General features: G+C 56.9%; 20 protein-coding genes and 1 other annotated feature. Of the genes, 10 read left to right on the top strand and 10 right to left on the bottom strand.

Going from position 1 to position 22,828, the window contains the following annotated elements; translation table 11 throughout:
- Window positions 1-203: 203 nt before the first annotated feature.
- From DW56_RS15860 to DW56_RS15840, 6 genes are all read left to right on the top strand, one after another.
- Window positions 204-1,433, top strand: a complete 1,230-nt coding sequence (locus DW56_RS15860) for a hypothetical protein (protein WP_024551370.1) — start codon at window positions 204-206, stop codon at window positions 1,431-1,433.
- Window positions 1,434-1,510: 77 nt separating this feature from the next.
- Window positions 1,511-1,744, top strand: coding sequence for a hypothetical protein (locus DW56_RS21825; protein ID WP_234409170.1), 234 nt, complete (start codon window positions 1,511-1,513; stop codon window positions 1,742-1,744).
- Between the two features lies 1 nt (window position 1,745).
- The gene (locus tag DW56_RS15855) at window positions 1,746-2,207 is read left to right on the top strand and encodes a hypothetical protein (protein WP_024551371.1); all 462 of its coding nucleotides are present in this window, start codon (window positions 1,746-1,748) and stop codon (window positions 2,205-2,207) included.
- 358 nt (window positions 2,208-2,565) lie between these two features.
- A complete protein-coding gene (locus tag DW56_RS15850; RefSeq protein WP_024551372.1) occupies window positions 2,566-3,429 on the top strand; it encodes a hypothetical protein in 864 nt (287 codons plus the stop codon).
- A gap of 153 nt (window positions 3,430-3,582) precedes the next feature.
- Window positions 3,583-4,500: an SPFH domain-containing protein gene (locus tag DW56_RS15845; protein WP_024551373.1), complete on the top strand. Its 918-nt coding sequence runs from the start codon at window positions 3,583-3,585 to the stop codon at window positions 4,498-4,500.
- A complete protein-coding gene (locus tag DW56_RS15840; protein ID WP_024551374.1) occupies window positions 4,497-4,964 on the top strand; it encodes an NfeD family protein in 468 nt (155 codons plus the stop codon). Before DW56_RS15845 ends, DW56_RS15840 begins: the two co-directional genes overlap by 4 nt.
- A gap of 68 nt (window positions 4,965-5,032) precedes the next feature.
- Here the strand turns inward: DW56_RS15840 and DW56_RS15835 are convergent, their stop codons facing one another.
- A complete protein-coding gene (locus DW56_RS15835) occupies window positions 5,033-5,524 on the bottom strand; it encodes a M15 family metallopeptidase (RefSeq protein WP_024551375.1) in 492 nt (163 codons plus the stop codon).
- Window positions 5,525-5,904: 380 nt separating this feature from the next.
- The gene (gene cueR / locus DW56_RS15830; RefSeq protein ID WP_024551376.1) at window positions 5,905-6,315 is read right to left on the bottom strand and encodes a Cu(I)-responsive transcriptional regulator; all 411 of its coding nucleotides are present in this window, start codon (window positions 6,313-6,315) and stop codon (window positions 5,905-5,907) included.
- 105 nt (window positions 6,316-6,420) lie between these two features.
- Here cueR and copA point away from each other — a divergent pair, with 105 nt between their 5' ends.
- The 3 genes from copA (at window position 6,421) to ybaK (ending at window position 10,468) form a co-directional block, all read left to right on the top strand.
- The gene (gene copA / locus DW56_RS15825) at window positions 6,421-8,925 is read left to right on the top strand and encodes a copper-exporting P-type ATPase CopA (protein ID WP_029589964.1); all 2,505 of its coding nucleotides are present in this window, start codon (window positions 6,421-6,423) and stop codon (window positions 8,923-8,925) included.
- 188 nt (window positions 8,926-9,113) lie between these two features.
- On the top strand, window positions 9,114-9,911 hold the full coding sequence (locus DW56_RS15820; RefSeq protein ID WP_024551940.1) for a TraB/GumN family protein: 798 nt from the start codon (window positions 9,114-9,116) through the stop codon (window positions 9,909-9,911).
- A gap of 77 nt (window positions 9,912-9,988) precedes the next feature.
- Window positions 9,989-10,468, top strand: coding sequence for a Cys-tRNA(Pro)/Cys-tRNA(Cys) deacylase YbaK (gene ybaK, locus DW56_RS15815; RefSeq protein WP_024551941.1), 480 nt, complete (start codon window positions 9,989-9,991; stop codon window positions 10,466-10,468).
- Between the two features lies 1 nt (window position 10,469).
- Here ybaK and ushA read toward each other — a convergent pair whose 3' ends face one another.
- Window positions 10,470-12,119 (bottom strand): bifunctional UDP-sugar hydrolase/5'-nucleotidase UshA, encoded by a 1,650-nt coding sequence (ushA, locus tag DW56_RS15810; protein WP_024551942.1) that lies wholly within the window; start codon window positions 12,117-12,119, stop codon window positions 10,470-10,472.
- Window positions 12,120-12,672: 553 nt separating this feature from the next.
- Here ushA and ybaL point away from each other — a divergent pair.
- Window positions 12,673-14,361, top strand: coding sequence for a YbaL family putative K(+) efflux transporter (ybaL, locus tag DW56_RS15805; RefSeq protein WP_024551943.1), 1,689 nt, complete (start codon window positions 12,673-12,675; stop codon window positions 14,359-14,361).
- Window positions 14,362-14,406: 45 nt separating this feature from the next.
- Here the strand turns inward: ybaL and DW56_RS15800 are convergent, their stop codons facing one another.
- The 7 genes from DW56_RS15800 to dnaX form a co-directional block, all read right to left on the bottom strand.
- Window positions 14,407-15,711, bottom strand: coding sequence for an inosine/guanosine kinase (locus DW56_RS15800; RefSeq protein WP_024551944.1), 1,305 nt, complete (start codon window positions 15,709-15,711; stop codon window positions 14,407-14,409).
- Window positions 15,712-15,774: 63 nt separating this feature from the next.
- Window positions 15,775-16,737, bottom strand: coding sequence for a ferrochelatase (hemH, locus tag DW56_RS15795; RefSeq protein ID WP_024551945.1), 963 nt, complete (start codon window positions 16,735-16,737; stop codon window positions 15,775-15,777).
- A 126-nt stretch (window positions 16,738-16,863) separates the two neighbouring features.
- Window positions 16,864-17,508, bottom strand: coding sequence for an adenylate kinase (adk, locus tag DW56_RS15790; protein ID WP_024551946.1), 645 nt, complete (start codon window positions 17,506-17,508; stop codon window positions 16,864-16,866).
- A gap of 250 nt (window positions 17,509-17,758) precedes the next feature.
- A complete protein-coding gene (htpG, locus tag DW56_RS15785; RefSeq protein WP_024551947.1) occupies window positions 17,759-19,633 on the bottom strand; it encodes a molecular chaperone HtpG in 1,875 nt (624 codons plus the stop codon).
- Between the two features lie 108 nt (window positions 19,634-19,741).
- Window positions 19,742-20,347, bottom strand: coding sequence for a recombination mediator RecR (gene recR / locus DW56_RS15780; protein WP_024551948.1), 606 nt, complete (start codon window positions 20,345-20,347; stop codon window positions 19,742-19,744).
- Entirely contained in the window at window positions 20,347-20,679 is a 333-nt protein-coding gene (locus DW56_RS15775; RefSeq protein WP_004386900.1) for a YbaB/EbfC family nucleoid-associated protein, read from the bottom strand. Before DW56_RS15775 ends, recR begins: the two co-directional genes overlap by 1 nt.
- An 82-nt stretch (window positions 20,680-20,761) precedes the next feature.
- A complete protein-coding gene (dnaX, locus tag DW56_RS15770) occupies window positions 20,762-22,678 on the bottom strand; it encodes a DNA polymerase III subunit gamma/tau (RefSeq protein WP_024551949.1) in 1,917 nt (638 codons plus the stop codon).
- Window positions 21,359-21,423: a sequence feature (DnaX frameshifting element), on the bottom strand. (Overlaps the previous gene by 65 nt.)
- Window positions 22,679-22,828: the final 150 nt, after the last annotated feature.

Below are 22,828 nucleotides of genomic sequence, written 5' to 3'. Positions count from 1 at the left end.
TATAACTTACTATTGACTTAGATCATATTAATACATGACTTGAAATATTGAATGACTTTTACCCGACAAACAAACTCCATGACTAAATAGTGATTAATAAAGCCAACAACAAAAGACTCGTATAAGTCTAAACGATAGCCTTTTGTTTGTGCTTTTACTTTTCACTAATGACTTATGAAAGACAACAAGCAACGGGTGAAAAAATGAAATATATTAATGGCATACGGATTACTGCTCTGGCTTTCGCTACGACTCTGTCCGTCGGCGCTAATGTTGCCTCTGCTTCTAACAGGGATGTTAATGATTTCCTGGTAAAAGCCCGTGGTGATAACTACCAGGAAGCCGTTAACGCCTACGACAATCTGAATGCCCGCGATCGTATGGTTGTTGATGGCATCATCGATAAAACCGATGTAGTTAACCTTTTCACAGACATCAAAGGGCAGGCTGATGCTCTCCATCACGCTCACGCTGCGCCTGCTGGCTGGGATAGCAATAAAACACAAGCCTTTATCGATGCAGCCCACCGCCCGTTAGCCGCCATTTTGCCTGCTGCCCCGTCGACTCATAACGATGAAAATCCTGTTTCCCGGCAACAACAGGCGACCACACAGCCGCCTGAAACAGCTGATGTTATTGCAGCAGATATCAACCACGCGCAGCATACCGCAGATTCCGCCGCAAACCAGGTAGCCTTAGTCAATGGCAAAGCCGACACGATCCAGAAAGAAGTCATGGACAATGAAACGCGGGATGACAGGCAAGACGCAGCTATTCATCATGCGCAGGCCAATGCCGACGCAGCGCTAAAAACAGATTTTAAACTGGCTGAGGTTGTCCATGGTGAACAGCTTGAGCAGGCTAACCGCGAGCGCACGGCTTCTCAGCACGTAACGCCGGTGGTGGGTAAAGACGGTCTGAACGGCAAAGATGGCGCTGATGGCAAAGACGGCGTGACCACGCTTATCACCACCGTTGGAACCGACAGCGCGACTCAGGAACAGGTTGCTGATAATACGAGTAGCATTGCGCAAAACAGAACGCAGATTCGCACAGTACGAGCCGAAGCGGATGCCCAGGGTGAATTTATTCAGCAGATGGATCAAACCGTTTCTCAACATGCGAAAGCCATTGATACCAACTCAGCCCGAATCGATCAGAACAGTAAACGTATTAACCAGAACGCCAAACGTATTGACGACACTCGCGAGGATTTAAAGCGCGGCCTGAACAACGCAGCCGCCATGACGGGTTTGCACTATCACTCGAACGATGCCTATGCGCTGTCAGTTGGCACCAGTAACGGCGACGGCGCGGCAATGGCGGGCGGCCTTTCTCATTCACTGACCCAGCATACGGCGGCGACCGTTCAGGGGTCGTCGTCCATGGATGGCAGCTGGATGGCCTCAGTCGGTTTTTCAGGTGACTTCTGAAAAGACTTCATCAAGTCTTTAATACTACATAACACAAATTAAAGTCTTACTGATAAGTGATGTTAGCGATGAGAATAATGATGATAGCGTTACTGGTAGCAGGCATAACGGGCTGCACATCGTCAGCCCAGCGTATGCAGGAGTGCGAGGCGCAGGGTATTTCCCGCGACGCCTGCTATATTGCCGAACAGAACCGTCTAAACGGCATTAATGCGCAGGCGCAGGCTCAGGCCATGCGCAACGCTCAGGCGCTCTACCCTGTGCAACCAGCGGAAAAAGCGCATAAGCATCTTCACAAAGGAGCAAATTAATATGGTTCAGCAATGTATTAAAAGCCTGATGGTTATCTTTTCCTTGTGGAGTGCTTACAGCGTTGCGGCTGGCGAAGCGCATCCAGCAAAGCATGATGTGTGGCAACGTGCGCAATCGGTACACCGGGAACATAAAACCCGCTGCGCAGATCTTGAGCTTTTTACGCAACAAGGGTTGGCGCTGACGCCTGCGCAAGAAAAAGAGCGCGTACAGTGTAAGCGTCAAAACAAAGAGGGCGCGCCGGCGGCAAAATCCGTTACAGATAAAGGCATCTGGAAAGGGTATGGCGTAACGGTCACGCGGAACGCCGACCAGGTGTATGTCAACGGAAAGCCAGCTTCCCTTATTGAAAAAACACCCCAGGCCGCCGTTTATGAACAGGGAATAAACCAGGTCATATTCTACAACTCCGGCAAAGTTGCTCTGCAAACCGATAGCCGGTTCACAGGCTATCTTAAATAAAAGAGATAAGCGTCTTCACAGCCAGACTTCGGTCTGGCTTTTTTGGCGCTGTCGCTCAATAACAAGAACGCCTGAAGCGCGACAAAGCCACGCTAACCTCGTCTGCTTATCTCTTGCCCCTCTTTTATCAACCCGTTATAAAAAAAGCCTTGCGCTCACCCTGTTCAGTAAGCCTGCCTTTGTTATTCCCTTCATAAAACAGGGAAAAACGCCCTGAGCGATGAGGTTGACTACCCGCTGATTTACCGTTGGCGATACGTCTGTTTACACAACACAGATTTAACAGACTTGCCTCTCTCTGGTTGATCACATCTCTGTTTGTTATTCTGCCGGGGGTAAAACATCAGGAAGTTAAAAAATGCCACACGTTTTTCTAGAATTTGATATTGATCCGGGCGTGAAAACAGTCTCTGATTTGACTTATGTACTGCGACACGAGGCAGGCAAACAGACGGCTTATGCCATCAGCGCTGAAGTTGCGAAGTTTGTGCAGGATGCGCTGATCGTTAACGAAACCATCATCAGTTTTAAAAATTGCTGTTTTGCCTTCAGAAATGGTGCGGAATTTGTCACTTTTGACAACAAAGGCAAATCAAAACGCTTTTCCGACCCCATTCCCGCCTGGTTTATCCGCCCCGGCGAATTTGTCCGCTCCACCTGGCTGCGTACCCATGAATTAGCGGATCTCCGCGCCCCGGATTTTGTGAACGCGTTTATTGAAATGTTCCCTGATCTGAAAGAGCGGCGCCATCACGCCGATCTGTTATTTGATTTAAAGCTGGAAAAAACAAAAGCAAAAGCCGAAAGCGTCAGCCCGCCGACAGGCAAGCCGGGCAACAAAAACAGAATCACCACCAAACCCAAAGTGGCGGATTTAGGCTCGTTTGAGATATTCAGCCAATTTTTTGAGCGCCTGAAAACGGCTGTAAACAACGATACCTTTCCGACCTTACAGGTTCTGACCGGCCATGATGACATTACCCGCGTGCCGAACAGCCTGAAAGGTTCTGTTCGTACCTGGTTCAAAGCCGTTACCGGCGAGTTGCCTCCTAACAATAAGCGCGTTGGCGCAGGCAATGCCGTTCTGTTTTGCGCGCCGATCCGCGAACAAATCAGGCAGGTGGAGTCATGGGGGCTGGAAGAGTATTACCAGAAGCTTTCTCAGGCGATCGCGGAAGCAGGCGAAACGTATATCGCCGATTTCACCTTCAGAGTGTCCTGAACGTTCGCCGTAATAAAAAGGCAGCTTATCGGCGAGGTCTTTTAACCCGGCCTCGGCAATGGTCCGATCCCGGCGTCAATACCTGGATTCGGATGACGACGCCGGCCTCCCCCGGCGCTACAATAAGCAGCAAATTAACAGGAGGTTTTTTTGATGCTTATCGTGATCCCGATTCTTATCTTCGTCGCGCTGGTGATTGTCGCCGCCGGCGTCAAAATTGTGCCGCAGGGCTACCAGTGGACGGTGGAACGCTTCGGTCGCTACACTAAATCGCTGCAACCCGGCCTGAATCTGGTGGTGCCGTTCATGGATCGTATTGGTCGCAAGATCAATATGATGGAACAAGTGCTGGATATTCCTTCCCAGGAAGTGATTTCCAAAGACAACGCTAACGTCACCATCGACGCGGTCTGTTTTATCCAGGTTATCGACGCGCCAAAAGCGGCTTATGAAGTCAGCAACCTTGAACTCGCCATCATCAACCTGACCATGACCAACATCCGTACGGTGCTGGGCTCAATGGAGCTTGACGAAATGCTGTCGCAGCGTGACAGCATCAACACGCGTCTGCTGCATATTGTTGATGAAGCGACCAACCCATGGGGCATTAAAGTCACGCGTATTGAGATCCGCGACGTGCGTCCGCCCGCTGAACTTATCGCGTCGATGAATGCGCAGATGAAAGCCGAGCGCACCAAGCGCGCCTACATTCTGGAAGCGGAAGGGGTGCGTCAGGCGGAAATCTTAAAGGCCGAAGGGGAGAAGCAGTCGCAGATCCTGCGTGCCGAGGGCGACAGACAATCCGCTTTTTTGCAGGCGGAAGCGCGCGAACGTTCTGCCGAAGCGGAAGCCCGGGCCACGCAGATGGTATCTGAGGCTATCGCGGCGGGCGATATTCAGGCAGTGAACTACTTTGTGGCGCAGAAATATACCGAGGCGCTGCAACAAATAGGATCGGCGAATAACAGCAAAGTAGTGATGATGCCGCTGGATGCCGCCAGCCTGATGGGCTCCATCGCCGGCATTAGCGAGCTGATTAAAGAAAGCGGCAACGAGCGCAAACGCCCATGATCGCCCTTCTCTTCGCCCATCCGCACATCTTCTGGTTAAGCCTTGGCGGCCTGCTGCTTGCCGCCGAAATGCTGGGCGCGAGCGGCTATCTGCTCTGGAGCGGCGTGGCGGCGGTCGTCACCGGGCTTGTGGTCTGGCTGCTGCCGCTCGGCTGGGAATGGCAAGGGGTCTGTTTTGCCATACTGACCGTACTTGCCGCCCTGCTCTGGTGGCGCTGGCTGGCGCGCCGCCCGCAGCCCAAGGCCAACGCCGCGCTTAACCAACGCGGCCAGCAGCTTATCGGCCAGCGTCTGAGGCTGGATGACTCGCTCAGCAATGGTCGCGGAAACGCGCGCGTGGGCGACAGCAGTTGGCCGGTGATGGCCGATGAAGAGATCGAGGCAGGCACGCTGGTGGAAGTGATCGCGGTGGAAGGCATCCGGCTGCGCGTAAGGCGCGTTAAACCTGATAACGTTACGCCATAAAAAAGGGCAGCTTTAAAATGCGCTGCCCAAACCTGCTGCTCTCAACTTCTTGTGACTTCCCTGCCCTTTTAGAGAAATTTCTTTATTTCAAAATGAGTGGCATCGGGCGCCATGCTGAATGTTTTTCCCCAGGTAAAACCGTAATACTGAAATACCGGCGCCAGCGGCGCGCATGACACGCCACCCTCGCCGTCATTCTGATTGATATCCAGCGCCAGGCCGAAAGCATGGTTAGAAGGCAATGAACTAAAATAGCCGCTGGTAGGTCTGCGCAGGCGCATTTTAAATACGCTGTTGCACTGCGTAATAATATCCAGCAACCCCTGTTTTTCTATTTCTGCAAAAGCCGTTTGTAATTGCCTGTGCGCCTTTATATGGAAATAAAGATTACTTTCGCTGTTGGCTTTACCGACAAGTTGCGGGATATGCACAACCGCCAACTGCGAAGAAGGCTCAAAGCCGTTGATAAAGCTAATGGTATCGCCGTATAACGGCGGATTATGGTCGGTAACATAGGTCACCTTACCTATTAAAGGATGTTCATAAGAGTAAACAGACATAGTTGCTCCCTACGCTTCTTATTGTCACTTGCAGGTGAAATAGCGTTGACGTTTAGCAAGCAGCGCAACGCGCCAGCGATGCGGGTAAAATATATCGTTAATAATATGATGTCCCTTCTCTGAATAGCGTAAAGCCCGCTACGCAGAGGAAATAAAAAGCGTGCAGTGAAGATCAGTATTTATTATTAATTTAAAGCAGGACTGGCGCTTTTCAATCATACTTTCTTCGCGTTTTTGCATAAACGCCCGTCGCACCGGTTAGTTTGCGCTGCTGGTTAACCCAGTGGAATATGAAAGAGATTTTTCCAGCGCGACGGAGAAAGAAATAACACTCTATTAATTTCGCTTAATTGCGCTTATTTCTGCTGGCGCTGGCGTTTTCACTGTTTTTCATTGCGATGACAGCAGCCGGAAAGATTATCCATGATCGGGCAGTCGGCGCTGTCGTCGCCGGGGCACGCTTCCGCCAGCGCCAGCAGATGCAGCCGCATCGACTTAAGCTCTTCAATATGTCGCTCAATGTCCGCCACTTTTTGCAGCGTGCGGGCTTTTACGTCCGCACTGTGGCGCGCCGGGTCGTTGAACAGATGCACCAGCTCGCGGCATTCCTCCAGGGTAAAGCCCACCTGGCGGGCCTGACGCAGCAGCGTAAGTTCATCGAGATGCTGCTGGCTGTAGGTGCGATAGCCGTTTTCGCTGCGCAGCGGCGGCGTCACCAGCCCCTTCTCTTCATAAAAACGGATCGCTTTGCTGGTTAAGCCTGTTTTTTTCGCCACATCGCTGATATTCATCATTCCCCCTTGACCTTCCCCTTGATGGAAGGTTTACGCTTTATCACAATTAAGCAAAACCCCTTTCAGGGTCAAGCGCATTCTGAACAACCGAGGAGAGTGAGTATGTCTAACATCATTGAACTGGCCCTGGACGGCTTGTCCTGCGGTCACTGCGTGAAACGCGTTAAGGAAAGCCTGGAACAACGCCCGGACGTTGAACAGGCTGACGTGACTATCGAGAGCGCCCGGGTCATTACCAGCGCCAGCGCCGACGCGCTTATCGACACGGTAAAACAGGCCGGGTACGACGCGACCCTCGCGCACCCAAAGGCTGAGCCGCTGGCAGAGTCAACGCTCCCGCCGGAAGCACTGACAGCGGCCCCTTCCACGCTTCCGGCAGACGCGCAGCCTGACGACGACAGCCAGCAGTTGCTGATTAACGGCATGAGCTGCGCGAGCTGCGTGAGCCGGGTGCAAAACGCTTTGCAGGCCGTGCCGGGCGTCCGGCAGGCGCGGGTTAACCTGGCGGAACGCACGGCCCTGGTGATGGGCAGCGCGTCCGCCGCCGAATTAGTCGGCGCCGTAGAGAAAGCAGGCTACGGCGCAGAAGCAATAGAAGATGACCAGGCGCGCCGCGAGCGCCAGCAGCAGACAGCCGTCGCCGCCATGAAGCGCTTTCGCTGGCAGGCGGCCGTTGCGCTGGCGCTCGGCATTCCGGTCATGGTCTGGGGCATGCTCGGCGACAATATGATGGTCACCGACGCCAACCGCAGCCTGTGGCTGGTTATTGGCCTCCTGACCCTCGCGGTGATGATCTTCGCGGGCGGTCATTTTTACCGCAGCGCGTGGAAGAGCTTGCGAAACGGCGCGGCGACCATGGACACCCTGGTGGCGCTTGGCACCGGCGCCGCGTGGCTCTATTCCATAAGCGTCAACCTCTGGCCGCATTTTTTCCCGATGGAAGCGCGGCACCTGTATTACGAAGCAAGCGCGATGATCATCGGCCTGATTAACCTCGGCCATATGCTGGAGCAGCGCGCGCGCCAGCGCTCGTCCAAAGCGCTTGAACGCCTGCTTGATCTCACGCCGCCCACCGCGCGCGTGGTGACCGATAACGGCGAGAAAAGCGTGCCGCTGGCCGACGTGCAGTCCGGCATGACGCTGCGCCTGACCACGGGCGACCGCGTGCCGGTGGATGGCGAAATAACGCAGGGTGAAGCCTGGTTTGACGAAGCAATGCTGACGGGCGAACCAGTGCCGCAGCAAAAAGGCGATGGCGACGCGATCCACGCCGGGACGGTGGTGCAGGACGGCAGCGTGCTGTTTCGCGCCAGCGCCGTGGGCAGCCGCACTACCCTTTCACGCATCATTCGCATGGTGCGCGAGGCGCAAAGCAGCAAGCCGCAGATAGGCCAACTTGCTGACAGAATTTCCGCCGTGTTTGTGCCGGTCGTGGTGTTGATTGCGCTTGTCAGCGGCGCCATCTGGTATTTCGCCGGGCCAGCGCCGCAGATTGTTTACACGCTGGTGATTGTCACCACGGTATTGATTATCGCCTGCCCTTGCGCGCTGGGCCTTGCGACGCCGATGTCTATCATTGCGGGCGTAGGGCGCGCGGCGGAGTCTGGCGTGCTGGTGCGCGACGCCGACGCCCTGCAACGCGCGAGCGAAGTTGACACGCTGGTCTTTGATAAAACCGGCACGCTGACCGAAGGCAAGCCGCAGGTCGCGAATATCATTGTAGCGCCGGGTTTTGAAGAGACGCAGGTTCTGCGCCTTGCCGCCGCGCTGGAGCAAGGCTCCAGCCATCCGCTGGCGCATGCCCTTCTGGAAAAAGCGCAGGGGGCGCCGCTGCCTGCCGTCAGCAATTTCCGTACGTTGCGTGGCCTGGGGGTAAGCGGCGAAGCGCAAGGCCGCGAGCTGCTGCTCGGCAACCGCGCGCTGCTTGAAGAGCGTCGCGTTGATACCTCAGCGCTTGCTCAGGATATTGAAGAGCAGGCAGGGCGTGGCGCCACGCCGGTGCTGCTGGCAGTGGATGGCGCGCTGGCGGCGCTTTTCACTATTCGCGACCCGCTGCGCGGCGACAGCGTGGAGGCGCTCTCGCGGCTGCATTGCGAAGGCTACCGGCTGGTGATGCTGACGGGCGATAACCCGACAACCGCGAACGCTATCGCTAAAGAGGCGGGCATTGACGAGGTGATTGCCGGCGTGCTGCCTGACGGTAAAGCGCAGGCGATTGCCCGCCTGCAACACCAGGGGCGTAAAGTGGCCATGGTGGGCGACGGCATTAACGACGCCCCGGCGCTGGCGCAGGCGGATGTCGGCATGGCGATGGGCGGCGGCAGCGACGTGGCGATTGAAACCGCGGCGGTGACGCTGATGCGCCATAGCCTGCACGGCGTGGCCGACGCGCTGGCTATCTCCCGCGCCACGCTGCGGAACATGAAACAGAACCTGCTGGGCGCGTTTATTTATAATGCGCTGGGCATTCCCATCGCTGCCGGGATCCTCTGGCCCTTTACCGGCACGCTGCTTAACCCGGTGGTGGCAGGCGCAGCCATGGCGCTTTCTTCCATCACCGTGGTCAGCAACGCCAACCGGCTGCTGCGGTTTAAAGTAAAAGCGTAACCTGTTTCCTCTCTTCCTGACGGAAGAGAGGATTCGCCGGTTTCAGCGCCCGCTCCCTTCATGCTATGCCTGGCGCGTTCAGCTAAAGCCAGCACGCTGCTTTTCCGGCCATGCCAGCGCAAAAAGGGCGCTATTTGCACCTTATCGCCCGGCGCGCTAGCATGGTTTTCTTTTGTCAGGGAACGCTTATGGGTCTGTTAAGCCGTCTGATCGCCTTCTTTTCCCCGCTTCGCCCCGCCTATCCCTGGCCTGCGCTGGATGTCACGCTGCCAGGCGGTCGCCACCTGCACCTGGTCGGCAGCATTCATATGGGCACGCCCGATATGGCGCCGCTTAATGCGCGCCTGCTGGAAAAGCTTAAGCGCGCCGACGCACTGATTGTGGAAGCAGATATTCGCGGCGACGTCTCCCCCTTCGGCAATGAAGCGGTTTCGCAGCCGCTGCGTGAAAGGCTGAATGCGCAAACGCTAAAGCAGCTGGAAAAACTCGCCGGGGATTACGGCCTTTCGCTTTCTCGTCTGGATGAGCAGCCCGCCTGGCAGGTGGCGCTGGTGTTGCAGGCGCACCAGGCGCAGCGTCTGGGCCTGCGGCCTGATTTTGGTATCGATTATCAGCTGTTGCAGGCGGCGCAGCAGTTTTCGGTGCCGGTGATGGAGCTTGAAGGGGCGCAAAGCCAGATAGCCATTCTCAGACAGTTGCCGCAGGAAGGTCTGCCGCTGCTGGAAGATACGCTTACTCACTGGCATACCAACGCCAGACTGCTGCAACTGATGATTAGCTGGTGGCTGGAAACGCCGCCGCAAAAAGCAGAAGTGACGCTGCCTAACACCTTCAGCAGCGATCTCTACGACGTGCTGATGCACCAGCGCAACCAGCAGTGGCGCCATTATCTCTCCGCCCTGCCGCCAGGCCGCTATGTCGTGGCTGTGGGCGCGCTGCATCTCTATGGCGAAGGCAACCTGCCGGGGCTGCTTAAACCCGCGTAAGCTTTTTGCGCAAGCTGGTACTATTTTTCTTTGCCGCCGCCCGTCAGGATCAACAAAAAAGAGACAGGAAAAAGCACATGACTCCCGCCATTAAATTACTTGAAAAACAGAAGGTGGCGTTTACGCTTCACGCTTACGACCATGACCCGCACGAAACTAACTTTGGCGACGAAGTCGTGCGCAAGCTTGGGCTGAACGCCGAACAGGTTTATAAAACGCTGCTGGTGGCGATTAACGGCGACATGAAGCAGCTTGCGGTCGCGGTAACGCCGGTCTCCGGTCAGCTCGATTTAAAAAAAGTGGCGAAAGCGCTGGGCGCGAAAAAGGTTGATATGGCAGACCCGATGGTGGCGCAACGCACCACGGGGTATCTGGTGGGCGGCATCAGCCCGCTGGGGCAGAAAAAGCGCCTGCCGACGCTAATTGACGCGCCAGCCCGCAACTTCACCACCATTTATGTTTCCGGCGGCAAGCGCGGGCTGGATATCGAGCTGGCGGCAGAGGATCTGGCAACGCTGCTGAATGCGCAGTTCGCCGACATCGCCCGCCGCGACTAAGTTACTGCCAGTTCACTTCGCCTTTTGGCTCAAACGCGCCCGCATCCAGCGGCGTGTTTTGTTCAACAAACTGCTTCAGCACTTCCGCATCCACAAAGCCGGTGTTCACGTAGCCCGGCTTTTTGTCGATAGCCGGATAGCCGTCGCCGCCGGTGGCGTTAAAGCTAAGCGTCGCCATGCGGTAGGTTTTCGCCATATCCAGCGGCTCGCCTTTGATTTTGATATCGCTGAGCGCGCCGCCTGAAGCGGTAAAGCTGACATTCGCGAATTGCGGATAAGCGCCGGAATCAGGCTTCATCTGCGCCACCGCTTTCAGGTAATCCGCCACTTCCTGCCCCGTCATATCGACATAAACCAGCGTATTGCCGAACGGCTGCACCTTCAGCACATCTTTATAAGTGATATCGCCTGCTTCGATAGAGTCGCGAATGCCGCCGCCGCTCATAACAGCGAAATCGGCGCCGGTGCGCGCCATCTGCGCGCTGAGGATAAGGCGCCCCATATTGGTCTGCACGAAGCGAACCTTGCTGCGGTCTCCCTCAAGACGCCCCGTCACGCTGCCGATTTTCACGCCCAGCTGCGCCTGGCCTTTATGCTGGAATGGCGAGAGCAGCGAAAGCATCTGCGGGTTCTCCGGGATCTGCGGCGTATAGAGCACGCGCTCGCTCTGGCCGTTATCCCAGGTGATTTTCTTCTTCAGATTGATGGGGATGAGCTGATAGTTCACCAGCTTCATTTCGCCGTTACGGAACTCAAAATCGGCGCGGCCAACATATTTACCCCACTCGTGCGCCTGCACTATCCAGATGCCGTTCTGCTGGTCTGGGGCGCAAGGGGTGCCGGGCACGTAGTCCGCCTGTTTTTTGTTTTCAGAGGCCATGCAGACCGGGTCCTGCGAATGGCCGCCCACGATCATGGTCAGCGCGCCGGCAGGCAAGCTGCGGGCAAGCTCCACGTCGCCAGGCGCGTTCGAACCATGCTCACCGTTATCGTAATGGCCCATGTGGGTGGCGGCGATAATCACATCCGGCTTTTCCGTCTGTTGCAGTTCCTGAATGACCAGTTTCGCCTCATCGGCGGGCTTGCGAAACTCAATATCGGTAAAAAATTCCGGGTTGCCGATTTTCGCCGTGTCGTCGGTCGTCAGGCCGATAACGGCGATTTTGATCTCCTGGCGGTTAAAGATAGCCCACGGCTTAAAGAGCCGTTCATTCGTGCTTTTCTGATAAATGTTGGCGGAGAGGAACGGAAACTTAGCCCACTTCTCTTGCTGGCGAAGCACGCTTAGCGGGTTGTCGAATTCGTGGTTGCCGACCGCCATGGCATCGTAGCCGATAAGGTTCATGCCGCGAAAATCGGGCTCCGCGTCCTGCAAATCAGATTCCGGCACGCCAGTGTTAATATCGCCGCCAGAGAGCACCAGCACGCTGCCGCCTTTCGCCGTCACCTCTTTGCGTACGTTGTCCACCAGCGTTTTTTGCGCCGCCAGCCCATATTCGCCGTAGTCGTTGCGCCAGAAATGGCCGTGATGATCGTTCGTATGCAAAATGGTGATGTTATAGGTTTTATCGCGCTCCCAGGCAAAGGCGGACCCGCTCGCCAGCCCACTGAAAATCAGCGCCGCCGCCAAAACCCTGTTGGTACGTTTCATAACAACTCTCCCTGGCACAAAGTAAACGCTGAAATTACAGCGCCCTGAAAGCATAGACAACAAGGTTTTCAGCGCGATGACCTTTTACAGCGCGCGCGCACCTTTTTCAGGCGCGGAGGTCAGCCACACAATTTTTTATCCGTAGATGAAAAAGAAAGCGGTAAAAATCACCGGGCGATACCGCGCAAAACGCGACAGCATCAGGGTCTGGCATTACCCGCAAAAAAAACCAGCAAAGAAGGCATGCTAAAAGCTCTGCTTAATGCGCTCTTTTGCCCTTTTGCGCCATATTTACCGGCAATACGCTTACTTTTCCCCTTCGGGAGCCCGATAAATCTGTTAACCCTTTGTGCTGTCGACAGCGATTATTCAAAGCGTAAACCCCATAAGCTATCAATATGTCCTGTCGGCACTTTTTTTCGCTTTTGATTAAAGTTTTGTGCGGTATTCACCGATTATTCACAAACGCTGACAGAAAAATTGTCATAAACTAAAAAACGGAGTTTTGGCTTTTCGCCGAAGCGTGGATCTTTTGCTAACGAAAGGAGACGGAATGCATCACGCCACCCCGCTTATCACCACCATTGTCGGCGGCCTTGTGCTGGCATTTTTACTCGGCATGCTTGCCAACCGGTTGCGGATCTCTCCGCTGGTCGGCTATTTGCTGGCGGGCGTGCTCGCCGGGCCGTTTACGCCAGGTTTTGTCGCTGACACCAAACTTGCGCCGGAGCTGGCGGAGCTTGGGGTGATCCTGCTGATGTTTGGCGTGGGGCTGCATTTCTCTCTAAAGGATTTGATGGCGGTAAAGTCCATCGCCATCCCGGGCGCCGTCGCGCAGATTATCGTGGCGACGCTGCTCGGGTGGGCGCTGTCAACGTTAATGGACTGGTCGCTGATGACCGGCATTGTGTTTGGTTTGTGTCTGTCTACCGCCAGTACGGTGGTGCTGCTGCGCGCGCTTGAGGAGCGCCAGCTTATCGACACCCAGCGCGGGCAAATAGCCATCGGCTGGCTGATTGTCGAAGATTTAGTGATGGTGCTGACGCTGGTGCTGTTGCCCGCCGTGGCCGGCATGATTGAAAAAGGCAACCTCGGGCTTGCTACGCTTGCGGTTGATATGGGGTTCACCATTGGCAAAGTGGTGGCGTTTATCGCCCTGATGATGCTGGTGGGGCGCCGTCTGGTGCCCTGGATCCTCGCCCGCAGCGCTTCCACCGGTTCACGCGAGCTTTTCACCCTTGCGGTGCTGGCGCTGGCGCTGGGTATCGCGTTCGGCGCCGTCGAGCTGTTTGATGTCTCTTTCGCCCTGGGCGCGTTTTTTGCCGGTATGGTGCTGAATGAATCTGAACTGAGCCATCGTGCGGCGCACGACACGCTGCCGCTTCGCGACGCCTTCGCGGTGCTCTTTTTTGTCTCCGTCGGCATGCTTTTTGACCCGATGATCCTGGTAGAAGAGCCGCTGGCGGTCCTCGGCACGCTGGCTATCATCGTTCTTGGGAAATCGCTGGCGGCGTTTTTGCTGGTGAAGATGTTTGGCCACTCGCAGCGTACGGCGCTGACCATCGCCACCAGCCTCGCGCAAATTGGCGAATTTGCCTTTATTCTCGCAGGCCTTGGCATGGCGCTTGACCTGCTGCCGCAGAACGGGCAGAACCTGGTGCTGGCGGGCGCGATCCTCTCTATTATGCTCAACCCCATTCTGTTCGCCTTGCTGGAGCGCTTCCTGCAAAAAAACGAAACGCTGGAAGAGCAGACGCTGGAAGAGGCTATCGAAGAAGAGCAGCAGAACCCGGTGGATATTTGCAATCACGCGTTGCTGGTGGGTTACGGGCGCGTCGGCAGCCTGCTCGGCGAGCGCTTACTGGCGCAGAATATCCCGCTGGTGGTGGTGGAAACCTCGCGCAGCCGGGTGGACGATTTACGCGAGCGCGGCATTCGCGCCGTGCTTGGCAATGCCGCGAACGAAGAGATTATGTCGCTGGCGCACCTCGAGTGCGCGCAATGGCTGTTGATTACGATCCCCAACGGCTATGAGGCGGGCGAGATTGTCGCGGCGGCGCGAGCTAAACGCCCCGACATTGAGATTATCGCGCGCGCCCATTATGACGACGAGGTGGATTACATCGCCGAGCGCGGCGCGAACGAGGTGGTGATGGGCGAGCGGGAAATCGCCAATACCATGCTTTCCCTGCTGGAGCGCGCCCCCGGACCCATTACCGCGCCGGAACAGGCGGCCAGCTAATTCCGCCGCCCGACGTCCTCTCCCCTGTGGGGAGAGGCGAGCGCTTTAACGGTCCCAGTACGCCTCTTCAAGGCTGTCTTCCCGCTCCGGCAGACCGCGGGTTAAGCGCGGCGAATGCTGATTCAGCACCTGGTAGCTTACGCGGTTGGCGTATTTACACACCTGCGCCAGCGATGAATAGGTCAGCCAGGTAAATTTATGCTTGCTGGAGTTCGGCACATTGCTGCGATGATAGTTATTCGCCGTAATATCATGCAGCAGCGCCGCCAGCGCGCCGTCGCCCGCGCCGTTGGTGTTCATGATTTTCTCCGGCCCGCCCATATAAGGCGCGATATGGGAGAAAATACGCAGCGGCTGTTCGCAGTCTTTAAAGCGCATGGCGCGGCTGAACTCGTACTGGTTAAATTCGGCAATCGCGCCCGGCAGCAGCGGATGCTGCGTTTTGCGCTTCGCTTCCTCTTCCGTAAAGCCCGCCATGTAAAGCCCCACCGGCCCGGCGGTGCAAAGCACCAGGTCTACCCAGTCCAGCGCTTTATCGGCGGCGAGCAGCGGGTCGCTCTCGCCGGTTAACGCTTCCCCTTCCTCTTCATTCATCGCAAGAATCGATACGTGCTCTTTGAGGAAGTCGCGCCACCACTGCGGGTTATCGGCAATCACATATTTGGTGCCAAGGGTCAGCACGACGGGAACATTATGCTTTTTCGCGTAAGCGATGGCTTGCATGGTGGCGTCCGGCATCGGTTCGCCCGGTTTACAGCGCACCAGGTATGAGGTGAGCACCAGCGCGGAAGCGCCCGCAATGACCGACTCGGGAATACTTTCCGGGCGCAGCTGGTTCATGTGGCCGGGGCTGATAGCAAAGGTGCGCTCGCCGTTTTCGCTAATCAGCGTAAAACAGCGGCCAATGGCGCCGTCCACCCCTTGCAGGTAGTTAAGGTCAGTCCGGCTGGAGGTGTTACAGAGATAGCGGTAAGCGTAACTGCCAATCTGCACATTGTTGCACATCACGCCCAGCAGCACCGAGCGGTCATCCGCCAGCACAGAGTAGTTATGCATCGTGTTGCCGATGGTGCCGCCGGCAAACTGATGGGTAATCAGGTTTTCGCGAACCAGCTCCTGGTAAAGGGCTTCCGCTACTTCGTCTTCGATAACCAGCGAATGGCCGAGGCTCAGGCCGTAGCGACGGACAAAATCGTCGTCGACGCGGGCTTCGATATCCACCAGCGTCTGATCGATACCCACCACCCAGGAGGCGCTGGTTTCACTTTCAGGCTGGATTTGTTGCAGCAGCGGGTCGCGGGCGTTGACGGGGAAGTAGTGTTTGGACTTGCGTTTACCGGGAAATTTCATGGCTCGGGACAATGATGGCTAATGAGGCGGGGAATGGTAGCACACTCCCCCGCCCGCGTGCGATTAGCGATAACGCCCGATTAGCTCCGCCATCATGGCGATGTGAGAAGGCTCATCGTTGAGCGCGGGAATATATTCATACTTTTCGCCGCCTGCGTGCATAAAGATCTCTTTGTTTTGCACGGCTATCTCTTCCAGCGTCTCCAGACAATCCGCCGCAAAGCCCGGACACATCACCTGAATGTGCTTCACCCCTTTTTCACCGAGCATTTTCAGCGTTTCGTCGGTGTAAGGCGTAAGCCAGGGTTCACGGCCAAAGCGCGACTGGAAGGTCATCATCACTTTTTCCGGCGGCAGACCCAGCGCGGAGACCAGCTCACGCGTGGTGTCCCGGCAGCGTTGCGGATAGTCGTCGCCTTCATTGGCATAGCGTTGCGGGATGCCGTGATAGGAAAGCAGCAGCAAATCCGGCTCGCCGTGAGTGGCGAAAGAACGCCGCGCCGTCTCCGCCAGCGCGTTGATATAGGCGCTGTTGTCGGCGTAATCGCGGATGAAATTCAGCGAAGGCAGCTTGCGGTATCGGGCGAATATGCGGGAAAGTTCGTCCCAGACCGCCGCCACGGTGGAGCAGGAATATTGCGGGTAGAGCGCCAGCACCACGATGCGGTCGACATTCTGATCGAGCAGTTTTTTCACCGCGCTTTCCAGCGACGGCTGACCATAACTCATGCCCAGCGCCACCGGCATGTCCGGCAGGGCGTCGGCCAGGGCTTTCTCCTGCCGACGGCTGTAAACCATCAGCGGCGAGCCGCCTTCCATCCAGATAGAGTTATAAAGTTTCGCCACGCGCGGCGAGCGCAACGGCAGGATGACCCCGCGCAGCAGCGGCCACCAGAGTAAGCGCGGCGTATCCACCACGCGTTTATCGCTAAGAAACTGACGCAGATAGCGTTTCACAGCCGCAGGCGTGGGAGCTTCAGGGGTCCCCAGGTTCGCCAGCAGTACGCCTGTTTTTTCCAGACTCATTACCACACCTTAATCATTCTAACTGGCTGATAATTGTAGCTGATAAGCGCTTAAGATGAACCAATTGCAGCGAGAGGGGAAATGAGAAATTTTCTCACCCGACAGGACGCCGGGTGAGGCGCGCAATTAGCCGAGGATTTTTTCCAGCTCTGCACGGACTTCGCTGACCGCCTGGGTGCCGTCAACTTTCGCGTATTGGGTGTGACCCGCCTGCGCTTCCTTCTGGTAATAACCGATAAGCGGCGCGGTCATCTCATGGTATTCCACCAGACGCTTGCGCACGGTATCTTCCTGGTCGTCTTTACGGGTGGTCAGCTCTTCGCCGGTCACGTCGTCTTTGCCTTCCACCTTCGGCGGATTGAATTTGATGTGGTAAACGCGACCGGAAGCGGCGTGTACGCGACGACCGATGATACGCTCGACGATCAGTTCGTCCGGCACGTCGAACTCCAGCACATAATCAACGTTGATGCCCGCTTCTTTCATGGCGTCTGCCTGCGGGATCGTGCGCGGGAAGCCGTCCAGCAGGAAGCCGTTGCGGCAATCTTCCTGAGCAATGCGCTCTTTTACCAGGGCGATAACCAGTTCGTCAGTGACGAGCTTACCGGCGTCCATAATGTCTTTTGCCTGTTTGCCGAGCTCAGAGCCAGATTTTACCGCGGCGCGCAGCATGTCACCGGTGGAGATTTGCGGAATGCCGTATTTCTCCATGATGAATTGTGCCTGAGTCCCCTTACCTGCGCCCGGAGCGCCGAGCAGAATAATACGCATTGCGTAATTCTCCATACGTTTGGATTTTTACAACGTTATTTGAAGCGAAAACCATACCATTAAAGGCTGTATCACGACAAGGAAGGCGGGCCTGGTGAATGGTTTCATCGCCGGGTCAGGTGAGAAAAAGAGAAAGACAGGCGGCAGACGGGCAACGGCAGGGGCAGCAAGGTTATTTTTCATTCACGCTTACCCTCTCCGCTGAGGGAGAGGGTAAATATACGGGGGCGCTACCCCCCGCAGGGCGTTATCAGGAAACCAGCAGCTGGTTCATCCGGCGGATAAACTGGTTCGGATCTTCCAGCGTTCCGCGCTCGGCGAACAGCGCCTGATCAAGCAGCAGCTCCACCCACTCTTTAAACTGCGCTTCATCCTGGGTGTCGGCGGTGCGTTTCACCAGCGGATGATCCGGGTTCAGTTCAAAGAGATATTTCACTTCCGGCACCGCCTGGCCCGCGGCGGCGAACAGCTTCGCCATCTGGGTGCTCATTTCGTCATTTTCGGTCGTGACGATAGCCGGCGTGTCGGTGAGACGGTGAGTCAGACGCACCTCTTTCACGCGGTCGCCCAGCAGCGTTTTTACGCGCTCAACGAACGGCTCCAGCGCTTTCTCCGCCTCTTTGGCCTTCTCATCCACTTCGTCCGCCAGCTTGTCCAGCGACTCGTCTGCTTTAGCGACAGACTGGAACGCTTTGCCGTCAAATTCGGTGAGATAGCTCATCATCCATTCATCGATGCGGTCGGAAAGCAGCAGCACTTCGATGCCTTTCTTACGCAGCAGCTCCAGGTGCGGGCTGCTTTTCGCGGCAGCGTAGCTGTCGGCGGTGATGTAATAGATTTTCTCCTGACCTTCCTTCATGCGGGAAACATATTCTTCCAGCGAGACGGTCTGGGCGGCGGAATCGGTATGGGTGGAAGCGAAGCGCAGCAGTTTTGCAATGGTCTGCTGGTTGGCGTTGTCTTCCGCCGGCCCCTCTTTCAGCACCAGGCCGAACTGTTTCCAGAAAGTCTGGTATTTTTCAGCGTCGTCTTTCGCCAGTTTTTCCAGCATCTGCAACACGCGTTTAGTCAGCGCGGTGCGCAGGTTGCGGGTGACGCTGCTGTCCTGGAGAATTTCGCGGGAGACGTTAAGCGGCAGATCGTTGGAATCAATCAGGCCGCGAACGAAGCGCAGGTAGTTCGGCATGAACTGCTCGGCGTCGTCCATGATAAAAACGCGCTGCACGTAAAGCTTCAGGCCGTGTTTATGATCGCGGTTCCACATATCCCACGGCGCCTGCGCCGGGATATACAGCAGGCTGGTGTACTCCTGCTTGCCTTCCACGCGGTTGTGGCTCCAGGTCAGCGGGTCGGTGAAATCGTGGGCGATGTGCTTGTAAAACGCTTTGTACTCGTCGTCCTTAATTTCGCCTTTGCTGCGGGTCCACAGCGCCTGCGCTTTGTTGATTTTCTCCCAGGAAACGGTGGTTTCACCCTCTTTCTCTTCGCGGGTTTCAATCTCAACCGGCAGCGCGATATGGTCGGAGTATTTGCTGATGATCGCGCGCACGCGCCAGTCGTTCAGGAACTCATCTTCGCCTTCGCGCAGGTGCAGGGTAATCTCGGTGCCGCGATCGGCTTTGGTAATATCGGCGACGGTGTATTCGCCTTCGCCCTGAGACTCCCAGAACACCGCCTCTTCAGCGCTTGCGCCCGCTGCGCGGGTGCGTACGGTCACTTTGTCCGCCACGATAAACGCGGAATAGAAGCCCACGCCGAACTGGCCGATAAGCTGGCTGTCTTTCGCCTGGTCGGAGCCCATGGATTCGAGGAACGCTTTGGTGCCGGATTTGGCGATGGTGCCGAGGTGGTCAATCACCTCATCGCGGGTCATGCCGATGCCGTTGTCGGCGATAGTCAGGGTGCGCTGGTCCTTATCAAAAGAGACGCGCACGCGCAGCTCACCGTCGCCCTCGTACAGATCCGGGTTCGACAACGCGCGAAAGCGCAGCTTGTCGGCGGCGTCCGAGGCGTTGGAGATAAGTTCACGCAGGAAAATCTCTTTGTTCGAATAGAGAGAATGGATCATCAGGTGCAGAAGCTGCTTTACCTCTGACTGAAAGCCACGGGTCTCTTGTCCTTTCATGGGTTTCATACCTCAACAATACAGACAACATGTCAACGAATGGTGAGGCAGAGATGGGGATGCGTAGCGGGGATTTCAAGCGGGGGAACGCAAAGCTCCCCCGTTTGTTTAAAAATGAATCTTGTGGCGGCCCGCCAGCGAATGCGAAAGCGTGGTGCCATCGACCATTTCAAGCTCGCCGCCTACCGGCACGCCGTGAGCGATGCGGCTGGCTTCCACGCCATACTGGGCGCAAAGCTCGGCGATGTAGTTGGCTGTCGCCTCTCCTTCCACCGTTGGGTTGGTGGCGAGGATCACCTCTTTGAGCGGTTCGCTTTCCAGACGCTGTTCAAGGCGGTCAAGGCCGATATCGTCCGGCCCGATGCCGTCGAGCGGCGAAAGGTGGCCCATCAGCACAAAATAGCGGCCGGAGAACTGCCCGGTCTGCTCAATGGCGTAGATGTCCGCCGGACTCTCCACCACGCAAATCTGTCCGTTTTCCTGACGACGCGGGTTCGAGCAGATGTTGCAGATTTCCTGCTCGGTGAAGGTGCGGCAGTCGGCGCAGTGGCCGATTTCCGACATCGCGCGGGTCAAGGCCTGCGCAAGGCGCATGCCGCCGCTGCGATCGCGCTGTAAAAGCGCGAACGCCATTCGCTGCGCTGACTTCGGGCCGACGCCCGGCAGGCAGCGCAGCGCTTCCATCAGCTGTGTCAGCAGTGGACTGGTCTGCATCAGAACGGCATCTTAAAGCCCGGCGGCAGCTGCATGCCGGAGGAGACGGAAGCCATTTTCTCTTTCTGAGTCTCTTCAATGCGGCGCGCGGCGTCGTTGAAAGCGGCAGCGACCAGATCTTCGAGCATCTCTTTGTCATCTTCGAGCAGGCTTGGATCGATTTCCACGCGACGGCAGTTGTGCGCGCCGTTAATAGTGACCTTCACCAGACCCGCGCCGGATTCGCCAGTCACTTCCAGCTGCGCGATCTCTTCCTGCATCTTCTGCATTTTTTCCTGCATCTGCTGGGCCTGTTTCATCAGGTTGCCCAGACCGCCTTTACCACCAAACATAAGCTTCTCTCTTTGCTTCAGGTCGCTATCGGCCATGCCGATACGCGAGGCCAGGGGTTACAACAGGCGACAAAGCCGCCCGTCAAAGGGGGCGAATGCTCTCTTCGTCCAGATCTGCGTCGAAAAAGCGCCGCAGCGTCTGGATATTGGCATCCGCGATTATTGATTCACGCGCCTGCGCCAGCTTCTCTTCATAGATAGCCTGGCGCCATTCCAGCGGCGTGCGCTGCGCGAGATTATCATCTTCAATAATAGTCAGTTCAACCGGCGCACCGTATAACACGCCCAGCGCCTCCGCCAGCGTTTTTTGCGCAGAGGCGGAGTTGAGATGGCGCTGCGTTGGGCGCAAATGCAACGTAATGGTTGAGCCATCCTGCTCTTTCCAGGCGTTAAGCGCCACCTGCTCCACAAGCTTCGGCACCTGCAAACGGCTGACTTCCGCCGCCCAGGCATCGCGCTCGATGGCCTCTTCGGCAAGCTTAGCCGCAAGCTCCGGCGTTTTCTCGTGCTCGAGCGCGCGCTTGAGCGCTTTCGGCGTGGCCACCGGCTCTGCGACTTGCTCCGTGGGGTTTTGCGCTTTCCAGCGATACGCCTCTTTTTTTGCCGGTTTTGTCTCTTCAGCCGCCGGGCGCGCCTGAACGCGCTCAGTCACAGCCGCCAGACGCTCCAGCGCGGAAGTTTTTACCGGCCGCGCTTCGCCTGGCGCTGCCGGTTCACTCTTTTTTAGTTTGGTCGCTCCCTGCGCGCGCTGTAGCTGGCTGCGCGCCTGAAGCACCTGGCTTGTGGTGTCGGGCAGCGATGTCGCCGTTTCTCGCGGCGCCAGCGCAGGTTTCGGCTCCGGCGTGGCGTTGATAATGGGCAAGTCCACCATCGGGGAAGGCGCGCTTTCCGCCTGCGGCTCCGGCAACGGCGCGCGCGGATGAAACGCCAGCGCCCGCAGCATTGTCATCTCCACACCCATGCGCCTGTCCGGCGCCCAGGGCAGCTCTTTGCGGCCAATCAGCAGCGTCTGGTAATAAAGCTGCACATCGGCCGGCGGCACGGTGCGGGCGAGTTCGCGCATGCGCTGTTCAATGGCAGCCATATCGCTACCGATCGCGGAAGGGGAAAGCTGCGCCATTGCCACCCGGTGCAACAGGCCGAGCATTTCCACCAGCAGCGACTCCCACTCTACGCCGCGGGCGGCGGCGTCGTTCAGCAGCGCCATTACGCGCTCGCCGTCGGCAGACGCCATCGCCTCAATCAGCGACAACGCCTGGTCGTCATCCAGCGTGCCGAGCATCGCGCTCACCGCCTGGGTGGAGACTTGCCCGTCGCCGCTGGCGATAGCCTGGTCGGTCAGGCTCAGCGCGTCGCGCAGGCTGCCGTCGGCGGCCCGCGCCAGAAGTTGCAGCGCGCGCGGCTCATGGGCTATCTGCTCTTCGTTAAGAATGTGATCGAGCTGGTTGCGGATCTGCTCAACATCCAGCGCCCGCAGATGAAATTGCAGGCAGCGGGAAAGGATGGTGACCGGCAGCTTTTGCGGGTCGGTGGTGGCGAGCAGAAATTTAACGTGCGAAGGCGGCTCTTCCAGCGTTTTCAACAGCGCGTTGAAGCTGTGACGCGAGAGCATATGCACTTCGTCAATGAGATAGACTTTGAACCTTCCGCGGGCTGGCGCGTACTGCACGTTATCCAGCAGATCGCGGGTGTCTTCTACTTTGGTGCGCGAAGCGGCGTCAATTTCAATTAAATCGACAAAGCGGCCCTGTTCTATTTCGCGGCAGTTTTCGCACACGCCGCAGGGCGTGGCGGTGATGCCGGTTTCACAGTTCAGCCCCTTCGCCAACAGGCGGGCGATGGACGTTTTACCTACGCCGCGCGTGCCGGAAAACAGGTAAGCGTGGTGAATGCGGCCCAGCGACAACCCGTTCGCAAGGGCAGTCAACACGTGCTCCTGACCGACGACGTCAGCAAAGGTTTGGGGGCGCCATTTACGGGCTAAGACCTGATAACTCATGGGCAGGCTCTGAAACGCTGAAAGGTGAATTTTGAAGGGGTAATGCTAACATAGCCCCACCCGATGGGCGAGGCTGATATACATGTCCTGGTTTATGCGTTTATCGCTGTCGCGCAGACAAGGCGCTGAGGTTTTCCGCCGCGGCCGTTA

This window comes from Franconibacter helveticus LMG 23732 (assembly GCF_000463115.2).
In the GTDB taxonomy this organism is placed as follows: domain Bacteria; phylum Pseudomonadota; class Gammaproteobacteria; order Enterobacterales; family Enterobacteriaceae; genus Franconibacter; species Franconibacter helveticus.
This window is presented reverse-complemented; position numbering and strand designations above follow the sequence as displayed.

Bases quoted from the DNA above. Each gene is read 5' to 3' on its own strand.
- DW56_RS15835 (WP_024551375.1), bottom strand. From the start codon at position 5,524: ATGTCTGTTTACTCTTATGAACATCCTTTAATAGGTAAGGTGACCTAT.
- DW56_RS15855 (WP_024551371.1), top strand. From the start codon at position 1,746: ATGGTTCAGCAATGTATTAAAAGCCTGATGGTTATCTTTTCCTTGTGG.
- ybaL (WP_024551943.1), top strand. From the start codon at position 12,673: ATGCATCACGCCACCCCGCTTATCACCACCATTGTCGGCGGCCTTGTG.
- DW56_RS15860 (WP_024551370.1), top strand. From the start codon at position 204: ATGAAATATATTAATGGCATACGGATTACTGCTCTGGCTTTCGCTACG.
- ybaK (WP_024551941.1), top strand. From the start codon at position 9,989: ATGACTCCCGCCATTAAATTACTTGAAAAACAGAAGGTGGCGTTTACG.
- hemH (WP_024551945.1), bottom strand. From the start codon at position 16,737: ATGAGTCTGGAAAAAACAGGCGTACTGCTGGCGAACCTGGGGACCCCT.
- recR (WP_024551948.1), bottom strand. From the start codon at position 20,347: ATGCAGACCAGTCCACTGCTGACACAGCTGATGGAAGCGCTGCGCTGC.
- DW56_RS15845 (WP_024551373.1), top strand. From the start codon at position 3,583: ATGCTTATCGTGATCCCGATTCTTATCTTCGTCGCGCTGGTGATTGTC.
- cueR (WP_024551376.1), bottom strand. From the start codon at position 6,315: ATGAATATCAGCGATGTGGCGAAAAAAACAGGCTTAACCAGCAAAGCG.
- adk (WP_024551946.1), bottom strand. From the start codon at position 17,508: ATGCGTATTATTCTGCTCGGCGCTCCGGGCGCAGGTAAGGGGACTCAG.
- htpG (WP_024551947.1), bottom strand. From the start codon at position 19,633: ATGAAAGGACAAGAGACCCGTGGCTTTCAGTCAGAGGTAAAGCAGCTT.
- ushA (WP_024551942.1), bottom strand. From the start codon at position 12,119: ATGAAACGTACCAACAGGGTTTTGGCGGCGGCGCTGATTTTCAGTGGG.
- DW56_RS15820 (WP_024551940.1), top strand. From the start codon at position 9,114: ATGGGTCTGTTAAGCCGTCTGATCGCCTTCTTTTCCCCGCTTCGCCCC.
- DW56_RS15775 (WP_004386900.1), bottom strand. From the start codon at position 20,679: ATGTTTGGTGGTAAAGGCGGTCTGGGCAACCTGATGAAACAGGCCCAG.
- DW56_RS21825 (WP_234409170.1), top strand. From the start codon at position 1,511: ATGATGATAGCGTTACTGGTAGCAGGCATAACGGGCTGCACATCGTCA.
- DW56_RS15840 (WP_024551374.1), top strand. From the start codon at position 4,497: ATGATCGCCCTTCTCTTCGCCCATCCGCACATCTTCTGGTTAAGCCTT.
- dnaX (WP_024551949.1), bottom strand. From the start codon at position 22,678: ATGAGTTATCAGGTCTTAGCCCGTAAATGGCGCCCCCAAACCTTTGCT.
- DW56_RS15850 (WP_024551372.1), top strand. From the start codon at position 2,566: ATGCCACACGTTTTTCTAGAATTTGATATTGATCCGGGCGTGAAAACA.
- copA (WP_029589964.1), top strand. From the start codon at position 6,421: ATGTCTAACATCATTGAACTGGCCCTGGACGGCTTGTCCTGCGGTCAC.
- DW56_RS15800 (WP_024551944.1), bottom strand. From the start codon at position 15,711: ATGAAATTTCCCGGTAAACGCAAGTCCAAACACTACTTCCCCGTCAAC.